The organism is Burkholderia sp. Bp9004 (assembly GCF_003858025.1).
Classification (GTDB): Bacteria; Pseudomonadota; Gammaproteobacteria; order Burkholderiales; family Burkholderiaceae; genus Burkholderia; species Burkholderia diffusa.
Window position 1 is genome coordinate 75,436 of record NZ_QTQD01000004.1, and the last position, 16,274, is coordinate 91,709.

Genomic DNA, 16,274 nt, shown 5'->3' on the forward strand with positions numbered 1-16,274 from the left:
CGCCGCGAGGTTTGCATGCGCTGCAAGCCGTCGTATCGAACGTTTTGGGGCCGGATTCCGATGCGATGAAATCGGCAGAGATGGAGGGGGAAAATCGCGCGCCGCGACCGGATCGGCGCGACGCGAAGGCTCGCGGCACCGCGCGCCGAACCCGATTTGCGCGGCCGGTTACCCGCGCGCGTGCTGCGCGGACACTTCCTGCAGGTCGAGATCGCGCTCGAGCATGTGCAGCATCTCGTCGTGAATGCGGCCAGAACGATGCAGGCGCAACAATTCCACACGCCCGGCCTTGATCGCGGCCAGCACGACGTCGTAGTGCGCGATGCGTACCTCCGCCGGATAAGCAGGCTCGTTCTTCGCCCGCTCGGTCAGTTCCGCGCGATACGTGTATTGCTCCAGCAGGCGCGGATGAATCACCTTGCCGCTCTCGTCGCGCACCAGCGGCTGGATCGCCGCGAGCTGCGCAGCCTCGATATGCGCCCACGCCTGCGGCTCGGTGAGGTGATGCGCGGCGCGCTCTTCGCGCTGCGGCAGGCGCAGCAGCCGGATCAGCGGCCCGATGGTCGTGCCCTGCATGAGCACGGTGACGAGGATCACCGCGAACGACGCGACCAGGATCACGTCGCGGCCCGGCATCGCCTCCGGCAATGACAGCGCGATCGCCAGCGTCACGACCCCGCGCATCCCGGCCCAGCTCATGATCGTCGCGGCCTTCCAGTCGGGTGCGACACCACGCCGAATGATCCCGCGCACCGGCATCTTCAGCGCCTCGACCGCATAGATCCACACGAAGCGCGACACGACCACCGCCACCAGCACCGCGAGCACCGGCGGGACCATCGTCGCGAGCACCTGCTCGAAGCCGCCGAGCCGGTGGATCGCACCGCGCAGCGACAACCCGATCAGCACGAACACCAGCGCTTCGAGCAGGAACACGATGACCTGCCAGAACGCGGTGCCGCGCGTGCGCACGGCCGCCGAGAACACCTCGTGCTGATGCCAGCCGACGATCATGCCGGCCGTGACCGTCGCGATCACGCCCGACACCTCGACCATCTCGCCCGCGATGTACGCGATCCAGCCAGCGATCACCGCGACGGTGATCACCAGATAGTCGTCATCGAGCAGCTTCAGGAACCACACGACGAGCTTTCCGACCAGGAACCCGACCACGACGCCGCCGAGCCCGAGTTCCGCGAAGCGCACGACCGCGTGCTCGAGGCTGAACGCCCCCGTCAGCGCGGCGGCGACCGCGAAGCGGAACAGCACCAGGCCCGCCGCGTCGTTCAACAGGCTTTCCCCTTCGAGCAGCACCATCAGCCGGCGCGGCAGCGCGACGCGTTCGAGCACCGCCTTCGCGGCCACCGCGTCGGGCGGCGACACGATCGCGCCGAGCGCGAAGCACGCGGCCCACGGCAGCGACGGCACGACCCAGTGCACGGCGAAACCGACCGCGAACGTCGTGAACACCACCGCGCCGATCGCGAGCATCAGGATGCCGCCGACGTTGTGCTTGAACTCCTCCCACACCGAGAAATACGCGCCGTCCATCAGCAGCGGCGGCAGGAACACGAGCAGCACGAGTTCCGGATCGAGGTTGATCGGCGGCAGGCCGGGAATGAACGCGATGCCGATGCCGCCGATCAGCAGCGCAGCCGCGGGCGGCAATCGCAACCGCTTGGCGATGCATTCGAGCGCGACGATCGCGAGGAATGACAACAGAACCAGTTTGAATGCCGAGACAGGAGACATGAATCGATCTCGTGAAGAATGAATGCGCACGCCAGCCGATGTCGTACCCCGGTTGGCCAATTCGCGCGATTACATCACGATGCGATGCGTGCAGTCGAGCGCGTTCGGCGAGCACGGCACGCGGTGCCGTCACGATGGCGCACCGCCCGGGCGGCGCCGCGCCCGTCGGTGCACGCCGAAACGAAAACGGCACGCGGGCCTGCGTGATCGCCTGCCCGCGTGCCGTCATGCCGCATCCCTTCGCGCTAGCGGCGCCTCACGACCATCAGGCGCGGCTCGGTCATGTCCTCGATCGCGTAACGGATCCCTTCCCGGCCGAGCCCCGAATCCTTCACGCCGCCATACGGCATGTTGTCGACGCGGAACGACGGGACGTCGTTGATCACGACGCCGCCCACCTCCAGCTCGTCCCACGCGCGCTGTGCATGCGCGAGCGAATCGGTGAACACGCCGGCCTGCAGCCCGAAGTCGCTGTCGTTGACGCGCGCGAGCGCATCGTCGAAGCGCTCGAACTTCTCGAGGATCGCGACGGGACCGAATGCCTCCTTCCGGTACAGGTCCTGTTCGCGACCGACGTTTTCCAGCAGCGTCGCCTCGAACATCGCGCCGTCGACCTTGCCGCCCGCGACGATCTTCGCGCCCGCCGCGACGGCCGCCTCCATCCAGCCGGACAGCCGGCGCGATTCGGATTCGGAGATCATCGGGCCGACGAACGTCGACGGATCCTTCGGATCGCCCATCTTCAGCGAACACGTCTTCGCGATCAGCTTGTCGCGCAGCGCGTCGTACAGATCCGCATGCACGAGGATCCGCTGCACGCCGATACAGCTCTGGCCCGACTGGTAATACGCGCCGAACGCGAGACGCTCGACCACGTAATCGAGCTGCTCGCGCTGGTCCGCGTCGACGATCGCCGCCGCGTTGCCGCCGAGCTCCAGCACGACCTTCTTCTTCCCGGCCTTCTCCTTCAGCGCCCAGCCCACGGCCGGCGAACCCGTGAACGACAGCAGCTTGAAGCGCTCGTCGGTCGTGAACAGGTCCGCGCCGTCGCGATGTGCGGGCAGCACCGAGAATGCCCCCTTCGGCAGGTCGGTTTCGGCGAGCACCTCGCCGATGATCAGCGCGCCGATCGGCGTGCGGCTCGCGGGTTTCAGCACGAACGGACAGCCTGCGGCCAGCGCGGGTGCGACCTTGTGCGCGGCGAGGTTCAGCGGGAAGTTGAACGGCGAGATGAACGAGCACGGGCCGATCGGCACGCGCCGCGTATAGCCGGTGTAGCCTTGCGCACGTGCCGAGATCTCGAGGTTGATCACCTCGCCGTCGATGCGCACCGACTCCTCGGACGCGACGCGGAATGTATCGATCAGCCGCGTCACCTCGCCCTTCGAATCGTTGATCGGCTTGCCGGCCTCGATGCACAGCGCCTCCGCCAGCTCGTCGAAGCGCTCGCGAAAGCGCGCGACGCAGTGGTCGAGCACCGCCTGACGCTTGTAGGCCGGCAACTCGCGCATCGGCTTCGCGGCGCCGACCGCCGCGCCGATGGCCGCATCGATCGCCTTCGCGTCGGCGAGCGCGACGCGCGTCGCGACCTTGCCGCTGAACTTGTCGGTCACTTCCAGATCGGTGTTCGCGTAGACGGCTTCGTTGGCGAGGTAATACGGATAGGTTTCCTTCAGCATGGAACGACTCCTTCCTGTGAACGGGGAATTCAGAGTTGCGCGGACAACCGCTTGATCTCGCGGTTCAGCACGCGCTCGTTGTCCGAATAGTCGATCGGCACGTCGATCACGTGCACGCCAGGCGACGAGAAGCACTCGCGCAGCAGCGGCTCGAGATCGTCGGCCGCTTCGACGCGATGCCCGTGCGCGCCGTAGCTTTGCGCATACGACACGAAATCGGGGTTCTGCAGCGTCATCGCGAAATCGGGGAAGTTCATGTTCTCCTGCTTCCAGCGGATCATCCCGAAGGCATCGTCGCGCAGAATCATCACGACGATGTCGAGCTTCAGCCGCACGGCGGTTTCGAGTTCCTGCGAATTCATCATGAAGCCGCCGTCGCCGCACACGGCGATCACCTTGCGCTGCGGATGCACGATCTTCGTCGCGATCGCCGACGGCAGGCCCGCGCCCATCGACGCGAGCGCGTTGTCGAGCAGCAGCGAGTTCGGCTCGTGCGCACGCCAGTAGCGCGCGAACCAGATCTTGTACATCCCGTTGTCGAGGCAGACGATCCCGTCGGTCGGCAGCGCGTTGTAGAGGTCGTTCACTATCCGTACCGGGTACATCGGGAAGCGCGGGTCGTGCTGGCCCTTCGCCAGATGCGCGTCGAAATGCTCCTTGATCATCGCGAAGCGGGCGAAATCCCAATGCGGCTGCGGCGCGATCGCCTCCTTCATCTGCCACACCGCGTTCGCGATGTCGCCGACCACCTCGATCTGCGGGAAGTAGACGGGATCGACCTGCGCACCGAGGAAGTTCACGTGGATCACGGTCTTGTCGTCCGTGCGCATGAAGAACGGCGGCTTCTCGATCACGTCGTGGCCGACGTTGATGATGCAGTCCGCATGCTCGATCGCGCGGTGCACGAAGTCGCCGTCGGACAGCGTCGCGTTGCCGAGCCACAGCGGATGCGTTTCGTCGATCACGCCCTTGCCCATCTGGGTCGTGAAGAACGGGATGCCCGTCTTGTCGACGAATTCGAGCAGCATCTTGCAGGTCGTCTTGCGATTGCCGCCCGCGCCGATCATCAACAGCGGGTGGCGCGCGGCCTGGATCGCGTCGACCGCGTGCGCGACCGCCTTCTCCTCGGCCACCGGCCGCCGGCTGTAGCTGCGCGGAATCGGCTTGCCGTCGCCCTCCTCGTGCGCGATGTCCTCCGGGAGTTCGAGGTGCGCGGCGCCCGGGCGCTCCTCCTCCGCGCGACGGAACGCCTCGCGCACCGCCGACGGAATGTTGCCGATCGACACGATCTGCCGCGTGAACTTCGTGAGCGGCTGCATCATGCCGACGACGTCGACGATCTGGAAGTGACCCTGCTTGCTGGACTTGATCGGCTTCTGCCCGGTGATCATCAGCATCGGCATGCCGCCGAGCTGCGCATAGGCGGCAGCCGTCACGAAGTTGGTCGCGCCTGGCCCGAGCGTCGCGAGACACACGCCGGTGCGGCCCGTCAGGCGGCCGTAGGTGGCGGCCATGAACCCGGCCGCCTGCTCGTGCCGGGTCAGCACGAGCTTGATCTTCGATCGCCGCAGCGATTCGAGCAGATCGAGGTTTTCCTCGCCGGGGATGCCGAACACGTACTCGACACCTTCGGCTTCCAGCGCCTTCACGAACAGATCCGATGCTTTCATGGGGGACTCTCGGTTGATGCCGCCTGCCCGGCTTACGGGCGCGCGACGTTCAGAACGCGCGCCGGCCTACGGCACGCGGACGCTTTACCTACTGGACACTGACCACGGCACTGCCCGCCGCGCAACGCACGGCGGCGCCTCCCTGTGCAGGAGGACAAACGGATTCGCCCGCGCGCGGCAAGCACGCACGGGCGGCAAGGACGTTTTTGATTGTAGACGGATTCGCGGAATTCCGACTTCGGCCGAATGGCCGGGTCCGGCCGCGCGAGAGGATCGGCCTGACGGCCAATTCGACGTCAAACGGCGCGCGCGGCCGTACCGTATTGTCGGAGGCACGCCGATTTCATTCACCCAACATGTAAACCATGGCTTACATACTGCGACCCATGCCCTGCCGTGCGCCACGTTTCAGCGTCCGGAAAACCGACCGGCCGCGTCCGCATCAATGCAGCCACGCCGCCGCCCAGCGCGGCACCAGCGAGACCAGATACAGCCCGAGCCCGATCAGCCCGCCGACCAGCGTGCCGTTGATGCGGATGTACTGCAGGTCCTTGCCGATGTTCAACTCGATCTGCCGCGACATCTCGCGCGCATCCCAGTTGCGCACCGTATCGCGGATGTGACGCATCAGGAAATCCGCGAAATCCGGCGCCATCTCGTGCACGGCCTTCTCGATGTGCTCGTTCAGCGACGCACGCAGCGCCGGGCTCTGCGCGAGCCGCGCGCCGAGCCAGCCGCCGAGCGTCGCGGCCTGCCGGTGCAGCGTCGAATCGGGCCGCGCGAGATCGGCCTTCAGCCATGCGCGCAACTGGTCCCACAGATCGCGCACATAGTCATTGAACGCGTCGCCGTCGCGAATGTAGCGCTTGATCTCGTCACCCTTCGCGATGAACGCAGGGTCATGCTTCAGCCGCTCGGTGAGCCGCACGACCGTGCGGTCGAAGCGCTGCCGCAACTCGTGCTCCGGATCGGCCGCCACGCCCTCGAGCACGCGGCTCACCGCGCTCGCCAGCATGCGCGCGCCGTTCTCGCCGAACCACTGCGTCGGCATGATCTTCTCGACCTTCGGGTATTGCGTCTTCAGCCATTCGACGATGAAGCCCGCGATCACCTCACGGTTCTCCTCCTTGTCGAGCACGTCGACCACCTGCTCGATCGCATCGTCGAGCAACGCCTGGTGGCGGCCGTCCTTCGTCAGCGTGTCGAGGATCGCGCCCAGCGATTGCGACAGGTCGATGCGGTCGATCACCGCGCGGAACGCATCGTGGACGAACGACTGGATCCGCGCATCGTCGGTCATGTCGAGCGCGAAGCTCATCAGCTTCGTCACGTAGCCGCCGAGCGCGTCGGTGTTCGCGGGCTCGCCGAGCCATGCGCCGAGTTTCCGTGCGGGATCGTGCTGGCGGATCTGCGCGACGAGTGCGTCGGGACCGAGGAATTTCTCGCGCACGAACACCGCGAGGTTGTCGGCGATCTTGTCCTTGTTCTTCGGGATGATTTCGGTGTGGCGCGACACGAACGGAATCGGCACGCGGCGAAACAGCGCGACGACCGCGAACCAGTCGGCGAGCGCGCCAACCATCGCGGCCTCGGCCACCGCCTTGAAACCGTCGACCCACGGGCCGCGCGGCAGCAGGATCGTCGTGACGAATACCGCGACCGCGGCCAGCAGCAGCCATAGCGCGCGGCGCTTGCTGCGTTTCAGTTCGAGGGCTTTGTCTGGCGTCATGGGCGACCGGTGAAACGGCAATGCCGCTAATATGCACCGATCGCCGGCCTGCGACAAACCCGCGCGAGTTGCCCGAGCCGGAAAGGTTGTCCGGAACAGGTCACGCTCGACGTTTCAGCTACCCGGCGCGAACACGGCCGCGCCGGCCGCGTTCGCGCACTGCCTCAGAGAAAGGTCTTCAGGTTCACCGTCGGATCGGCGAGCTTCATCGGATCCGGCACGGCGCCTGCCGCGATCAGGCGCCGCGATACACCGATGTCGCGCCCCAGATTCGCCGCCGCCACCGCAGCGATCTTCCCGGTGTCGTCCAGCCCGAACACCGTGAACGGCCCGCTCGCGGGATCGCCACGCACGACGATCGTTCGCTCGCCGCCGAACAGCCCGAGCATCTGCAGGTTGCAATCGTACTGATCGGACCACAGCCAGGGCAGCTCGGCATACGTTTCGTCCGCCCCCAGCAGGTTCGCGGCCGCGACCGCCGGCTGATTCTCGGCGACCTGCCACGACTCGATCCGCACGTGACGCCCGAGCAGCGGATTGAAGTGCATCGTCACCTCGCCCGCCGCGAAGATCGCGGGATCGGCCGTCCGGCATCCCGCATCGACACGGATACCGTTGTCGACCTCGAGGCCGGCCGCCTGCGCGAGTTCGACGTTGGGCACGACGCCGATGCCGACCACGACGATATCGGCCTGCACGTCGCCGCGATCGGTCTCGACGATCGCGCCGCCGCCCGGTGCGCGGCGAATCGCGCGCGGCAGCGTCGCCGTCTGGAAGATCACGCCGCGCGCGTCATGCAGTTGCCGCGCATATGCGCCGACGACTTCCGGCAACGCACGCTGCAGCAAGCGCGCAGCCGGGTCGATCACCGTCACGTCGCAACCGAGCTGGCGTGCCGCGGCCGCCACCTCGAGGCCGATGAAGCCGCCGCCGAGCACCGCCACGCGACGCCCCGGCGCGAGCTGCGCGCGCAACGCACGCGCGTCGGCAACGGTGCGCACGTAATGCGGGACGATGCCTTCGTCGACCGGCCCGCCGAACGCACGCACGCGCGAACCCGTCGCGAGCACGAGGCGGGCGAACGGCAACGTCGCGCCGTCGTCGAGCCGCACACGCTGCGCATCGCGCTCGATCGCTTCGACGCGCGTGCCGAGCCGCAGCTCGATGCGCTGCGCGTCGTACCATGCCGCATCGCGGATGAACGCACGCTGCTCGCCGCCGTCGCCCAGCAGCGCGTCCTTCGACAGCGCGGGCCGGTCGTACGGCAGTTCGCGCTCCGCGCCGATCATCACGATGCGTGCGTCGGCGTCGCGCGCGCGCAGCGCCTCGGCCGTGCGCCGCGCCGCATGGCCGGCACCGACGATCACGAACGGGTCAGCCGACATTGACTTCCACCTGACCGTCGACGATCCGGATCGGATAAGTCCGCACCGGCTCGGTGATCGGCGCGCACTTCGGCGCACCCGTGCGAATGTCGATCAGCCCCTGGTGCAGCGGGCATTCGACGCAACCGTCTTCCACATAGCCTTCGGACAGCCGCGCGTGACCATGCGAACAGAGGTCGTGCATCGCGAACAGTTCGTCGCCGATCCGGAACACCGCGATCGGCTTCTGGCCAGCGACGCGCGCCGCCGGTTCGTCTTCGGAGAATTCGTCGAATGCGCCCAGCGGATGCCATTCGGCGAGCGTTGCTTCGGTCATGTCGTTTCCTTGGCTGTCAGATCGGGGTGGCGAGCAGCGTCTGCACGCGCGACGTGTCGTAGATCACGCGCTTGGTCTTGTAGCGCAGCCCGTCGGGCGTGCGCACGACCGTGTCGTAATACTTGCCGGCCTGGTACACGTTCGATTCGCCGTTGCTGCGCGTCTGCACGACCACGTAGTTGCTCTCCGTGTCGATCTCGCCGTCGCGCTCCGCAACGATCGTGAGCCCCGACGTCATGTGCCGGTACGTGTGCTCTTCAAAGATGTTCGCGTGCCGCAGCGACACCACGCGGTCGCGCAGCATCCGCTGGTTCGTGCAGTGGACGATCCCGACCGGCAGCCCGAGATCCGCGTTCTCCTTCGGCACGATCTCGTACGTGCAGTCCTCGGTGAACATTTCCGGCCAGTGTTCGAGCCGGTCGTTGTCGAGGTGGCCGATGTAGCGGTTCTGGAGCATGTAAATCTCGAACCACGTCTTCATGTCTTCCGTCAGGTTTTCCATCATTGCGCGCTCCCGCTTCAATAGCCCATCAGCTTCTGGTACCCGACCCAGAACTTGCGGATCAGGCTTTCGGTGATCACCGTGTCCTGCTGATCCGGGTTGCCGCGCGACATCTCGATCACCGACGTCGCGTCGGCGTCGCGCACCGTGCCGCGCTGCACGAGCTCGGTCGCTTCCGTGTCTTCCATCGAGATGTAGCCGGCCGGCCCGACCAGGTTCGCCTGCTTGATGCGCAGCGCGCGCAGTTCGGGCGTGTCGTCCGCGTAGCCGAAGAAGTGGAAGATCAGCTCGAAGTTGTCCGGCCCCTTCGGCAGGATCTGGCGCGCGACCAGCGTGTTGTGGATCTGCTGGATCACGAGCTGCGGAAAGATCGGCTGGATATGGTTCGTGCAGTCCTCGTCGTATTCCGACACGAGATCGAGGATCGATTCGTCTTCCAGATGGAAGCCCTCGTCGAACGAGCGGATGTTCTGCTGCTTGTACGCGGCCGACGTGTCGTCGTTCGTCTTCGTCACCGTGATGATGCTGTGCAGCCCGTGGTTCGCATCCGGAATCGAGCGCGCCTTCATCCCGACGCGGAAGATGTTGAAGGTCGTATGGAACAGGTGCAGCATGCTCGCGTGATACGGATCCTTCACGTTCTCCATGTACAGCTTCCAGTTCGACTTCGAATACTGGCGCGTGCAGCCGAGATACTCGATCGGCTTGTGGAAGATCCGGTCGATCCACGGACGCATCTGCTCGCCGAGATAGTCGGGCAGCGGCGCCACCTCATCGCTGAAAGTCGCGAACACGAGCCCGCGATAGCTGTCGACGCGCAGCTTGCGCAGCCCGTGCTGCTTCGGGTCGAAGTCGGCCGGCATCCCGGTCATCCCCTTCTGGCCGCGCCGGAACGGCACGCCGAGCAGGTTGCCCTGGTTGTCGAAGCTCCACTGGTGATAGACGCACGTGTGCGAGCTCGCGTTGCCGCGCGACTTGCGGCACACCTGCGCGCCGCGGTGCGCGCAGCGGTTCACCCATGCGGACAGCGTGCCGTCCTCGGTGCGCGTGACGACGACCGGCGTGTCGCCGACGAACGTGCTCTTGAAGTCGCCGGCGTTCGGGATTTCCGCTTCCAGCGCGACGAAGTTCCATGTCGGCCCGCGGAAGATGCGTTCCTGCTCGCGATCGTAGACGGCGCGCGAGCTGAACACCTTGTACGGCACGCGCGAGCCGTCGTCGTGCGGAAAGCGCACATCGGACGCGTCGTCGCGCGCGGCGAATACGACGGGCGATTCTGTCTGCTCCATGTCGGACTCCTTCTGGTTCCGTTTCGTTGATTGCATGGAGCCGATTTTTGAAAAGCTAAAATTCCGCGTCTATCCGGAAAGTGCGATTGCGGCGGCGCAATATCCACTTTCGGCGGATTTCTGCGCTAGCATGGCGACACACGCGACCCGAGGGCGATCCCGACCCATTCGTCGGATCGAAGCGCCCGTCGTTCATACCAAGGCTGATGCCCATGTCCCCAACGTCGTTCGAGCCGCTTGCGCTGCGTGCGCACCGGCTGTTCGAATCCCGCGATCTCGACGAGACGCGCGAGCGGATCTCGCGCGTGATGCAGCCGCACGCGCTGCTGCCGAGCGGCCGCGTGCAAGGCGCATCGCATATGGATTTCGTGCGGCTCGGCGGGCTCGGCATCGGCACCATCGCGTTCGGCGACGCGATGCGCGTGCAGGTCGACGCCGTCGACGGTTATTACCTGCTGATGTTCTGCCTGTCCGGGCAGGCGGAAGTCCACGCGATGGGGCGCCGGCTCGGCGTCGACGGGCAGACCGGCGTGCTGTGCGCGCCCGGCGAGCGCTTCGACGCGGTGCTGTCCGCCGATTGCGAGCAGTTCGTGCTGCGCATCGATGCCGCGACCGTCGGTTCGCTGACCGGCGACCCGCGCGCGATGCTCGACCCCGTGCTGCACATCAGCGATGCCGCGCTCACCGCGTGGCGCCAGCAGCTGATGCTCGTCGCCCGCTCGCCGGCGCTGCTCGAACGGGCGAACGCGAACCCGCGCGTCGCGTCGCAGCTCGAGCATCTGCTGATCGATTTGCTGATCGAAGGCCACCCGCCGTCGGTACCGAGCGCGCGCCAGGATCCCGCGCCGGGCTTCGTGCGGCGCGCGCAGGAGTTCGTGAACGCACACTACGCGCAGCCGTTGCAGCTCATCGATATCGTCCAGGCCGCCAACGTGCCGGAGCGGACACTGCGTGACGCCTTCCTGCAGTTCCGCGGAATGAGCCCGATGCAATACCTGCGCGCGACGCGACTCGAGCATGCGCGGGAGTTGCTGCGCGGGTCGGTGTCCGAGCGACGGATCGCCGATATCGCGCTCGATTGCGGGTTCACGCACCTCGGGCGATTCGCGATCGCGTACCGGGAGAAGTTCGGCGAATCGCCTTCGGAGACGCTCGACGGGAAGCGGTAAGTGGCAAGTGGTAGCGGGGACGCCGGGTTGCAGGTTGCCGGCCGGGTCGGCTTGCCGGCTCGCTGTCCGCCTGCATCAGCGGCAGATGACATCGCATCGCGACACCCGCTCCGCATTCGCCCTGGCGCGCCGAATTTGACCGTTAGTTGCAGTCAATACGGAAACGACCGTCCCTACGCGGCCGGCGCAATCATCTCCCGCGCGATCGCGCAGAACGCGGTCGTCGCGGCGCTTTCGCCGTGCAGCCGGCGGCTCATGATGATCGGCGACGTCGCCGTGGGTTCCGGCAGCCGCCGGTAGACGACGCCCTTCACGCGCACGCCTTCCACGCTCTCCGGCACCAGCGACACGCCCACCTGCGCGGCGACGAGCCCGAGCGCCGTCTGCAGTTCGCGCACCTCGTGCACGGCCGCCGGCACGAGCGCGCCGTCGCGCAGCGCGGACAGCTGCTGGTCCGCGAAGCTCGGCCGCGGCGTGCTCGGATAAACGATCAGCGTCTCGTTCGCGATGTCCGCGAGCGTCAACGGCCGGCCCGGATCGGCGAGCGGATGCCCGACTGGCAGCGCCGCGATCAGCTTTTCCTCGATCAGCGCCTCGCGCACGAGCTGGTCGTCGTCGAAGCGCAGGCGGCCGAACCCGACGTCGATCCGCCCGCCCTTCAGTGCACCGAGCTGCTCGAGCGTGAACATTTCGATCAGCGACAGCTCGACGCCCGGGTGCGCCTCGCGAAACGCGCGGATCACGTCCGGCAGCGCGCCGTAGAGCGTCGACGGCACGAAGCCGATCACGATCCGCTCCGACAACTGCGCGAGCCGCCGCGTCAGCGGGCCGAGCTCGTCGGCCTGTTCGACGACGCGCGTCGCCTGCGCATAGAACACGCGGCCCGCGTCGGTCAGCTTCAGCGGCCGCGCGCCGCGCTCGAACAGCGGCAGCCCGACCTCGTCCTCGATCGCCTGGAGCTGGCGGCTCAGCGGCGGCTGCGTCATGTGCAGGCGCTCCGCCGCCCGCGTGATGTTCATTTCCTCCGCGACGGCGATGAAATACCGGAGCTGGCGCAATTCCATTTCATGCCTCAAAGGTATGGAAGTAGTCGGAAAGAGTGTTGGACGCCGCTCGGCGGAAATTCCTACCATGTGCACCAACAGGAGGAATCGCATGATAGCAACTACCGCCACCATCGAACGCGTCGAGACGCTGCTCGTCGACGTGCCGACGATCAGGCCCCACAAACTGTCGGTGGCCACGATGAATTGCCAGACCCTCGTGCTGGTCCGCGTTCGATGCACGGACGGTATCGAGGGCGTCGGCGAGGCGACCACGATCGGCGGTCTCGCGTATGGCGAGGAAAGCCCCGAGAGCATCAAGGTCAACATCGACACCTACTTCGCGCCGCTGCTGCAAGGCATGGACGCGACGCGACCGGGCGCCGCGATGGCGCGTGCGCGCAAGCTGTTCCAGGGCAACCGGTTCGCGAAATGCGCGCTCGAAACCGCACTGTTCGACGCGCAGGCGCGCCGCCTCGGCGTGCCGCTGTCCGAGCTGTTCGGCGGCCGCACGACCGAAGCGGTCGACGTGGCGTGGACGCTCGCGAGCGGCGACACGCAGCGCGACATCGCGGAAGCCGAGGCGATGCTCGACGCGCGCCGCCATCGCGCGTTCAAGCTGAAGATCGGCTCGAATGCGGTCGACGATGACGTCGCGCACGTGATCGCGATCAAGCGCGCGCTCGGCGAGCGCGGCGACGTCCGCGTCGACGTGAATCAGGCATGGACCGAAACCGACGCGATCCGCGCGGGCGCCCGTCTCGCGGAGGCCGGCGTGAGCCTCGTCGAACAACCGATCGCGGCGACCAACCGTGCGGGGCTGAAGCGCCTCACGCAGCTCGCGCAGATTCCGATCATGGCCGACGAGGCGCTGCACGGCCCCGTCGATGCATTCGCGCTCGCGCAGGACCGTGCGGCCGACGTGTTCGCGGTGAAGATCGCGCAATCGGGCGGCCTGCTCGGTGCGGCGAGCGTCGCATCGATCGCGTCGGCCGCCGGCATCGACCTGTACGGCGGCACGATGCTCGAAGGCGCGGCCGGCACGATGGCGTCCGCGCAACTGTTCAGCACGTTCGGCTCGCTGAAATGGGGCACCGAGCTGTTCGGCCCGCTGCTGCTCACCGAGGAAATCCTCGTCGAGCCGCTGCGTTACCAGGATTTCAAGCTGCACCTGCCGGCGACGCCCGGCCTCGGCATCACCTTTGACTGGGCCCGCATCGAACGGATGCGACGCGACGCCCGCTGATCCCGCATGACACGACAACCGAAACCGGAGACACAGATGAACAAGCAAGCCATCGACGCCCTGCTGAAAACCTTCGACGACGCCGCGGAAAAGCCCGGCAACCCGCGCGTGCGCGCGATCGTCAACCGGATCGTGAAGGACATCTGCTACACGATCGAGGACTTCGACGTGCAGCCGAGCGAGTTCTGGACCGCGCTCAACTACCTGAACGAAGCCGGCCGTGAGTTCGGGCTGATCGCCGCGGGCCTCGGCCTCGAGCGCTTCCTCGACGTGCGGATGGACGAGGCCGAGGAGAAGGCCGGCTTCCAGGGCGGCACGCCGCGCACGATCGAAGGGCCGCTGTACGTCGCGGGCGCGCCGGAATCGGTCGGCCATGCGCGTCTCGACGACGGCACCGATCCGGGCCAGACGCTGATCATGCGCGGTCAGGTACTCGGTCAGGACGGCGCGCCGATCGCGAATGCGCTCGTCGAGGTGTGGCACGCGAACCATCTGGGCAACTATTCGTACTTCGATCAGTCGCAGCCGGCGTTCAACCTGCGCCGCTCGATCCGCACCGATGCCGAGGGCCGCTACAGCTTCCGCAGCGTGCTGCCGGTCGGCTACAGCGTGCCGCCGGGCAGCAAGACCGAACAGCTGCTCGACCAGCTCGGCCGCCACGGCCATCGTCCGGCGCACATCCACTTCTTCGTTTCCGCGGACGGATATCGTAAGCTGACGACGCAGATCAACATCGAAGGCGACCCGCACATCTGGGACGACTTCGCATTCGCGACCCGCGAAGGGTTGATCCCGAAGGTCAAGCAGGCCGAGGGCGCGCAAGGCAAGCCGTATGGCATCGACGGGCCGTTCGCGCTGATCGACTTCGATTTCTCGCTGCTCAAGGACAAGCAGGACGTGCCGGCGAGCGAAGTCGCGCGGGCGCGGGCGCAGGCCTGAGCGGCCGTCCCGTTCGACGAATCGACAACGCAAGGAGCACAGGATGCTGTTTCATGTGGAAATGACCGTCCGTCTGCCGACGGACATGGATCCGGTCAAGGCGGCCACGCTGAAGGCCGAAGAGAAGGCGATGTGCCAGCGGCTGATGAACGAAGGAACCTGGCGGCATCTGTGGCGTATCGCGGGGCAGTATGCGAACGTGAGTATTTTCGATGTGGAAAGCGTGCAGCAGCTGCATGACCTGTTGAGCCAGCTGCCGTTGTTTCCGTATATGGAGATGGAGGTGCGGGCGCTGTGCCGGCATCCTTCTTCGGTGCGGGAGGATGATCGGTAATCAGGCGGTCGAGCACGGACAAAACGGGCGGCCTGCGATCGCATTGCGGGCCGCCCGTTTCATTTCGACATCCGCAGCGTCGGATCAGGTTGCCGCGCGGCTACTTCTGCGCCCCCATCTTGTCGGCGACATTGTCGCCATACACCTTCGCGATACGTCGCGCGACGATCGCCTGCAGCAGCGTTTCAGTGAAATCGTCGGTGGTTTTCCAGCCGCTGCCGTCCTTGACGAACGTGAAGTCACCCCTTCACGGATTCGCTGCGCGGCCCGTGCGGGCCTATTGTGCAGACGCGTCGCGTCGATCTCAGGAAACGACTCGATTTGATTGCAGGCGCCGATAGGCCCACACCGCACTTTCCCGCGACGGCCTCTCACGCGCAATCAATACGCGTGCGCAAGATGAGCGGCAAATCCCTCTTTGCCCGGCGCGATCTCCGCCTTCAGCGTCAGCGCCGGAATCTCGTAGTCGCCCGCATTCTGCCGCCGGAACGGAATCGGCTGCGCGGTCCACAGTTCGTCCAGACGCTTGCCGAGCGCAGCACGCGTTTCGTCGAAGCGCACGTCGTTCATCCGCCCCGTCCGGTAGATCACGAACGGCGGCAGCACGTCGAACCCCGGGTAATACAGGATCCCGTGCTGGATCGGAAACAGCACGTCGTCGATCGGCCCGTTGATGCCGCGTGCGCTGTAGTGCGACTCCCAGCCGCCCGTCGTGACGATCACCATCGCCCGCTTGCCCGCCAGCGAGCCCTCGCCGTAACGGTCGCCCCAATGCTGGTCGGAATGCTCGCCGACGCCGTACGCAAAACCATACGCATACACGCGCTCGACCCAGCCCTTCATGATCGCCGGCATCGAGAACCACCACAGCGGAAACTGCAGGATCACCGCGTCGGCCCACTTCAGCTTGGCCTGTTCGCGCGCGATGTCGTCGCGCTGCGTGCCCGTTTCGAACGCGCGCTTCGAATCGAGCGCGGGATCGAAGCGCGCGTCGGGCGCACGGTCGGTCACGTCATGCGCATCGAACGCGGCCTTCCAGTTCATCGCGTACAGATCGCTCACCTGCACGGCATGGCCCGCGGCTTCGAGATGCTCGACCGCGAAGTCGCGCAACGCGCCGTTCAGCGAACGCGGTTCCGGATGGGCATAAACGATCAGCACATTCATGTTCGTCACTCCGTTGATTGAATGACTGCAGGATGCCGTCGCCAACGGTATATT

Annotated in this window: 15 protein-coding genes; 5 read left to right on the forward strand and 10 right to left on the reverse strand. The window is 66.4% G+C overall.

All coding sequences use genetic code 11. The features are described from left to right. Positions 1 to 168 precede the first annotated feature (168 nt). From DIE08_RS06395 to andAc, 8 genes are all read right to left on the reverse strand, one after another. The gene (locus DIE08_RS06395) at positions 169 to 1,752 is read right to left on the reverse strand and encodes a Na+/H+ antiporter (RefSeq protein ID WP_059601587.1); all 1,584 of its coding nucleotides are present in this window, start codon (positions 1,750 to 1,752) and stop codon (positions 169 to 171) included. Between the two features lie 245 nt (positions 1,753 to 1,997). Continuing rightward, positions 1,998 to 3,431, reverse strand: coding sequence for an aldehyde dehydrogenase family protein (locus tag DIE08_RS06400; protein WP_124901338.1), 1,434 nt, complete (start codon positions 3,429 to 3,431; stop codon positions 1,998 to 2,000). A 29-nt stretch (positions 3,432 to 3,460) separates the two neighbouring features. Beyond that, positions 3,461 to 5,101 (reverse strand): acetolactate synthase large subunit, encoded by a 1,641-nt coding sequence (locus tag DIE08_RS06405; protein WP_059601583.1) that lies wholly within the window; start codon positions 5,099 to 5,101, stop codon positions 3,461 to 3,463. A gap of 442 nt (positions 5,102 to 5,543) precedes the next feature. Then, entirely contained in the window at positions 5,544 to 6,830 is a 1,287-nt protein-coding gene (locus DIE08_RS06415) for a DUF445 domain-containing protein (RefSeq protein WP_124901339.1), read from the reverse strand. Between the two features lie 164 nt (positions 6,831 to 6,994). Further along, entirely contained in the window at positions 6,995 to 8,215 is a 1,221-nt protein-coding gene (gene andAa / locus DIE08_RS06420; protein ID WP_124901340.1) for an anthranilate 1,2-dioxygenase system ferredoxin--NAD(+) reductase, read from the reverse strand. Then, positions 8,205 to 8,531, reverse strand: coding sequence for an anthranilate 1,2-dioxygenase ferredoxin subunit AndAb (gene andAb, locus DIE08_RS06425; RefSeq protein ID WP_039344765.1), 327 nt, complete (start codon positions 8,529 to 8,531; stop codon positions 8,205 to 8,207). Before andAb ends, andAa begins: the two co-directional genes overlap by 11 nt. A gap of 16 nt (positions 8,532 to 8,547) precedes the next feature. Then, on the reverse strand, positions 8,548 to 9,036 hold the full coding sequence (andAd, locus tag DIE08_RS06430; RefSeq protein WP_059601577.1) for an anthranilate 1,2-dioxygenase small subunit AndAd: 489 nt from the start codon (positions 9,034 to 9,036) through the stop codon (positions 8,548 to 8,550). Positions 9,037 to 9,050: 14 nt separating this feature from the next. Further along, on the reverse strand, positions 9,051 to 10,322 hold the full coding sequence (gene andAc, locus DIE08_RS06435; protein WP_124901341.1) for an anthranilate 1,2-dioxygenase large subunit AndAc: 1,272 nt from the start codon (positions 10,320 to 10,322) through the stop codon (positions 9,051 to 9,053). A 212-nt stretch (positions 10,323 to 10,534) separates the two neighbouring features. Between andAc and andR the strand changes: the two genes are divergently transcribed. Then, positions 10,535 to 11,491 (forward strand): anthranilate 1,2-dioxygenase regulatory protein AndR, encoded by a 957-nt coding sequence (gene andR / locus DIE08_RS06440; RefSeq protein ID WP_059601572.1) that lies wholly within the window; start codon positions 10,535 to 10,537, stop codon positions 11,489 to 11,491. 173 nt (positions 11,492 to 11,664) lie between these two features. On the opposite strand, the gene DIE08_RS06445 is transcribed toward andR, so the two are convergent. Beyond that, entirely contained in the window at positions 11,665 to 12,555 is an 891-nt protein-coding gene (locus DIE08_RS06445; RefSeq protein WP_059601570.1) for a LysR family transcriptional regulator, read from the reverse strand. A gap of 91 nt (positions 12,556 to 12,646) precedes the next feature. Between DIE08_RS06445 and DIE08_RS06450 the strand changes: the two genes are divergently transcribed. The 4 genes from DIE08_RS06450 to DIE08_RS06465 are packed head-to-tail and all read left to right on the forward strand — an operon-like array spanning position 12,647 to position 15,378. Continuing rightward, a complete protein-coding gene (locus tag DIE08_RS06450) occupies positions 12,647 to 13,780 on the forward strand; it encodes a muconate/chloromuconate family cycloisomerase (protein ID WP_124901342.1) in 1,134 nt (377 codons plus the stop codon). 36 nt (positions 13,781 to 13,816) lie between these two features. Next, complete coding sequence (gene catA / locus DIE08_RS06455; RefSeq protein ID WP_124901343.1) at positions 13,817 to 14,719, forward strand: catechol 1,2-dioxygenase; 903 nt, start codon at positions 13,817 to 13,819, stop codon at positions 14,717 to 14,719. A 43-nt stretch (positions 14,720 to 14,762) separates the two neighbouring features. Further along, on the forward strand, positions 14,763 to 15,053 hold the full coding sequence (catC, locus tag DIE08_RS06460) for a muconolactone Delta-isomerase (RefSeq protein ID WP_011355923.1): 291 nt from the start codon (positions 14,763 to 14,765) through the stop codon (positions 15,051 to 15,053). Next, on the forward strand, positions 15,043 to 15,378 hold the full coding sequence (locus tag DIE08_RS06465; protein WP_124901344.1) for a hypothetical protein: 336 nt from the start codon (positions 15,043 to 15,045) through the stop codon (positions 15,376 to 15,378). The genes catC and DIE08_RS06465 overlap by 11 nt, the downstream gene beginning before the upstream one ends. Before the next feature lie 56 nt (positions 15,379 to 15,434). On the opposite strand, the gene DIE08_RS06470 is transcribed toward DIE08_RS06465, so the two are convergent. Then, the gene (locus DIE08_RS06470) at positions 15,435 to 16,220 is read right to left on the reverse strand and encodes an NAD(P)H-dependent oxidoreductase (RefSeq protein WP_124901345.1); all 786 of its coding nucleotides are present in this window, start codon (positions 16,218 to 16,220) and stop codon (positions 15,435 to 15,437) included. Between the last annotated feature and the right edge of the window lie 54 nt (positions 16,221 to 16,274).

Bases quoted from the DNA above. Each gene is read 5' to 3' on its own strand.
- DIE08_RS06395 (WP_059601587.1), bottom strand. From the start codon at position 1,752: ATGTCTCCTGTCTCGGCATTCAAACTGGTTCTGTTGTCATTCCTCGCG.
- DIE08_RS06400 (WP_124901338.1), bottom strand. From the start codon at position 3,431: ATGCTGAAGGAAACCTATCCGTATTACCTCGCCAACGAAGCCGTCTAC.
- DIE08_RS06405 (WP_059601583.1), bottom strand. From the start codon at position 5,101: ATGAAAGCATCGGATCTGTTCGTGAAGGCGCTGGAAGCCGAAGGTGTC.
- DIE08_RS06415 (WP_124901339.1), bottom strand. From the start codon at position 6,830: ATGACGCCAGACAAAGCCCTCGAACTGAAACGCAGCAAGCGCCGCGCG.
- andAa (WP_124901340.1), bottom strand. From the start codon at position 8,215: ATGTCGGCTGACCCGTTCGTGATCGTCGGTGCCGGCCATGCGGCGCGG.
- andAb (WP_039344765.1), bottom strand. From the start codon at position 8,531: ATGACCGAAGCAACGCTCGCCGAATGGCATCCGCTGGGCGCATTCGAC.
- andAd (WP_059601577.1), bottom strand. From the start codon at position 9,036: ATGATGGAAAACCTGACGGAAGACATGAAGACGTGGTTCGAGATTTAC.
- andAc (WP_124901341.1), bottom strand. From the start codon at position 10,322: ATGGAGCAGACAGAATCGCCCGTCGTATTCGCCGCGCGCGACGACGCG.
- andR (WP_059601572.1), top strand. From the start codon at position 10,535: ATGTCCCCAACGTCGTTCGAGCCGCTTGCGCTGCGTGCGCACCGGCTG.
- DIE08_RS06445 (WP_059601570.1), bottom strand. From the start codon at position 12,555: ATGGAATTGCGCCAGCTCCGGTATTTCATCGCCGTCGCGGAGGAAATG.
- DIE08_RS06450 (WP_124901342.1), top strand. From the start codon at position 12,647: ATGATAGCAACTACCGCCACCATCGAACGCGTCGAGACGCTGCTCGTC.
- catA (WP_124901343.1), top strand. From the start codon at position 13,817: ATGAACAAGCAAGCCATCGACGCCCTGCTGAAAACCTTCGACGACGCC.
- catC (WP_011355923.1), top strand. From the start codon at position 14,763: ATGCTGTTTCATGTGGAAATGACCGTCCGTCTGCCGACGGACATGGAT.
- DIE08_RS06465 (WP_124901344.1), top strand. From the start codon at position 15,043: ATGATCGGTAATCAGGCGGTCGAGCACGGACAAAACGGGCGGCCTGCG.
- DIE08_RS06470 (WP_124901345.1), bottom strand. From the start codon at position 16,220: ATGAATGTGCTGATCGTTTATGCCCATCCGGAACCGCGTTCGCTGAAC.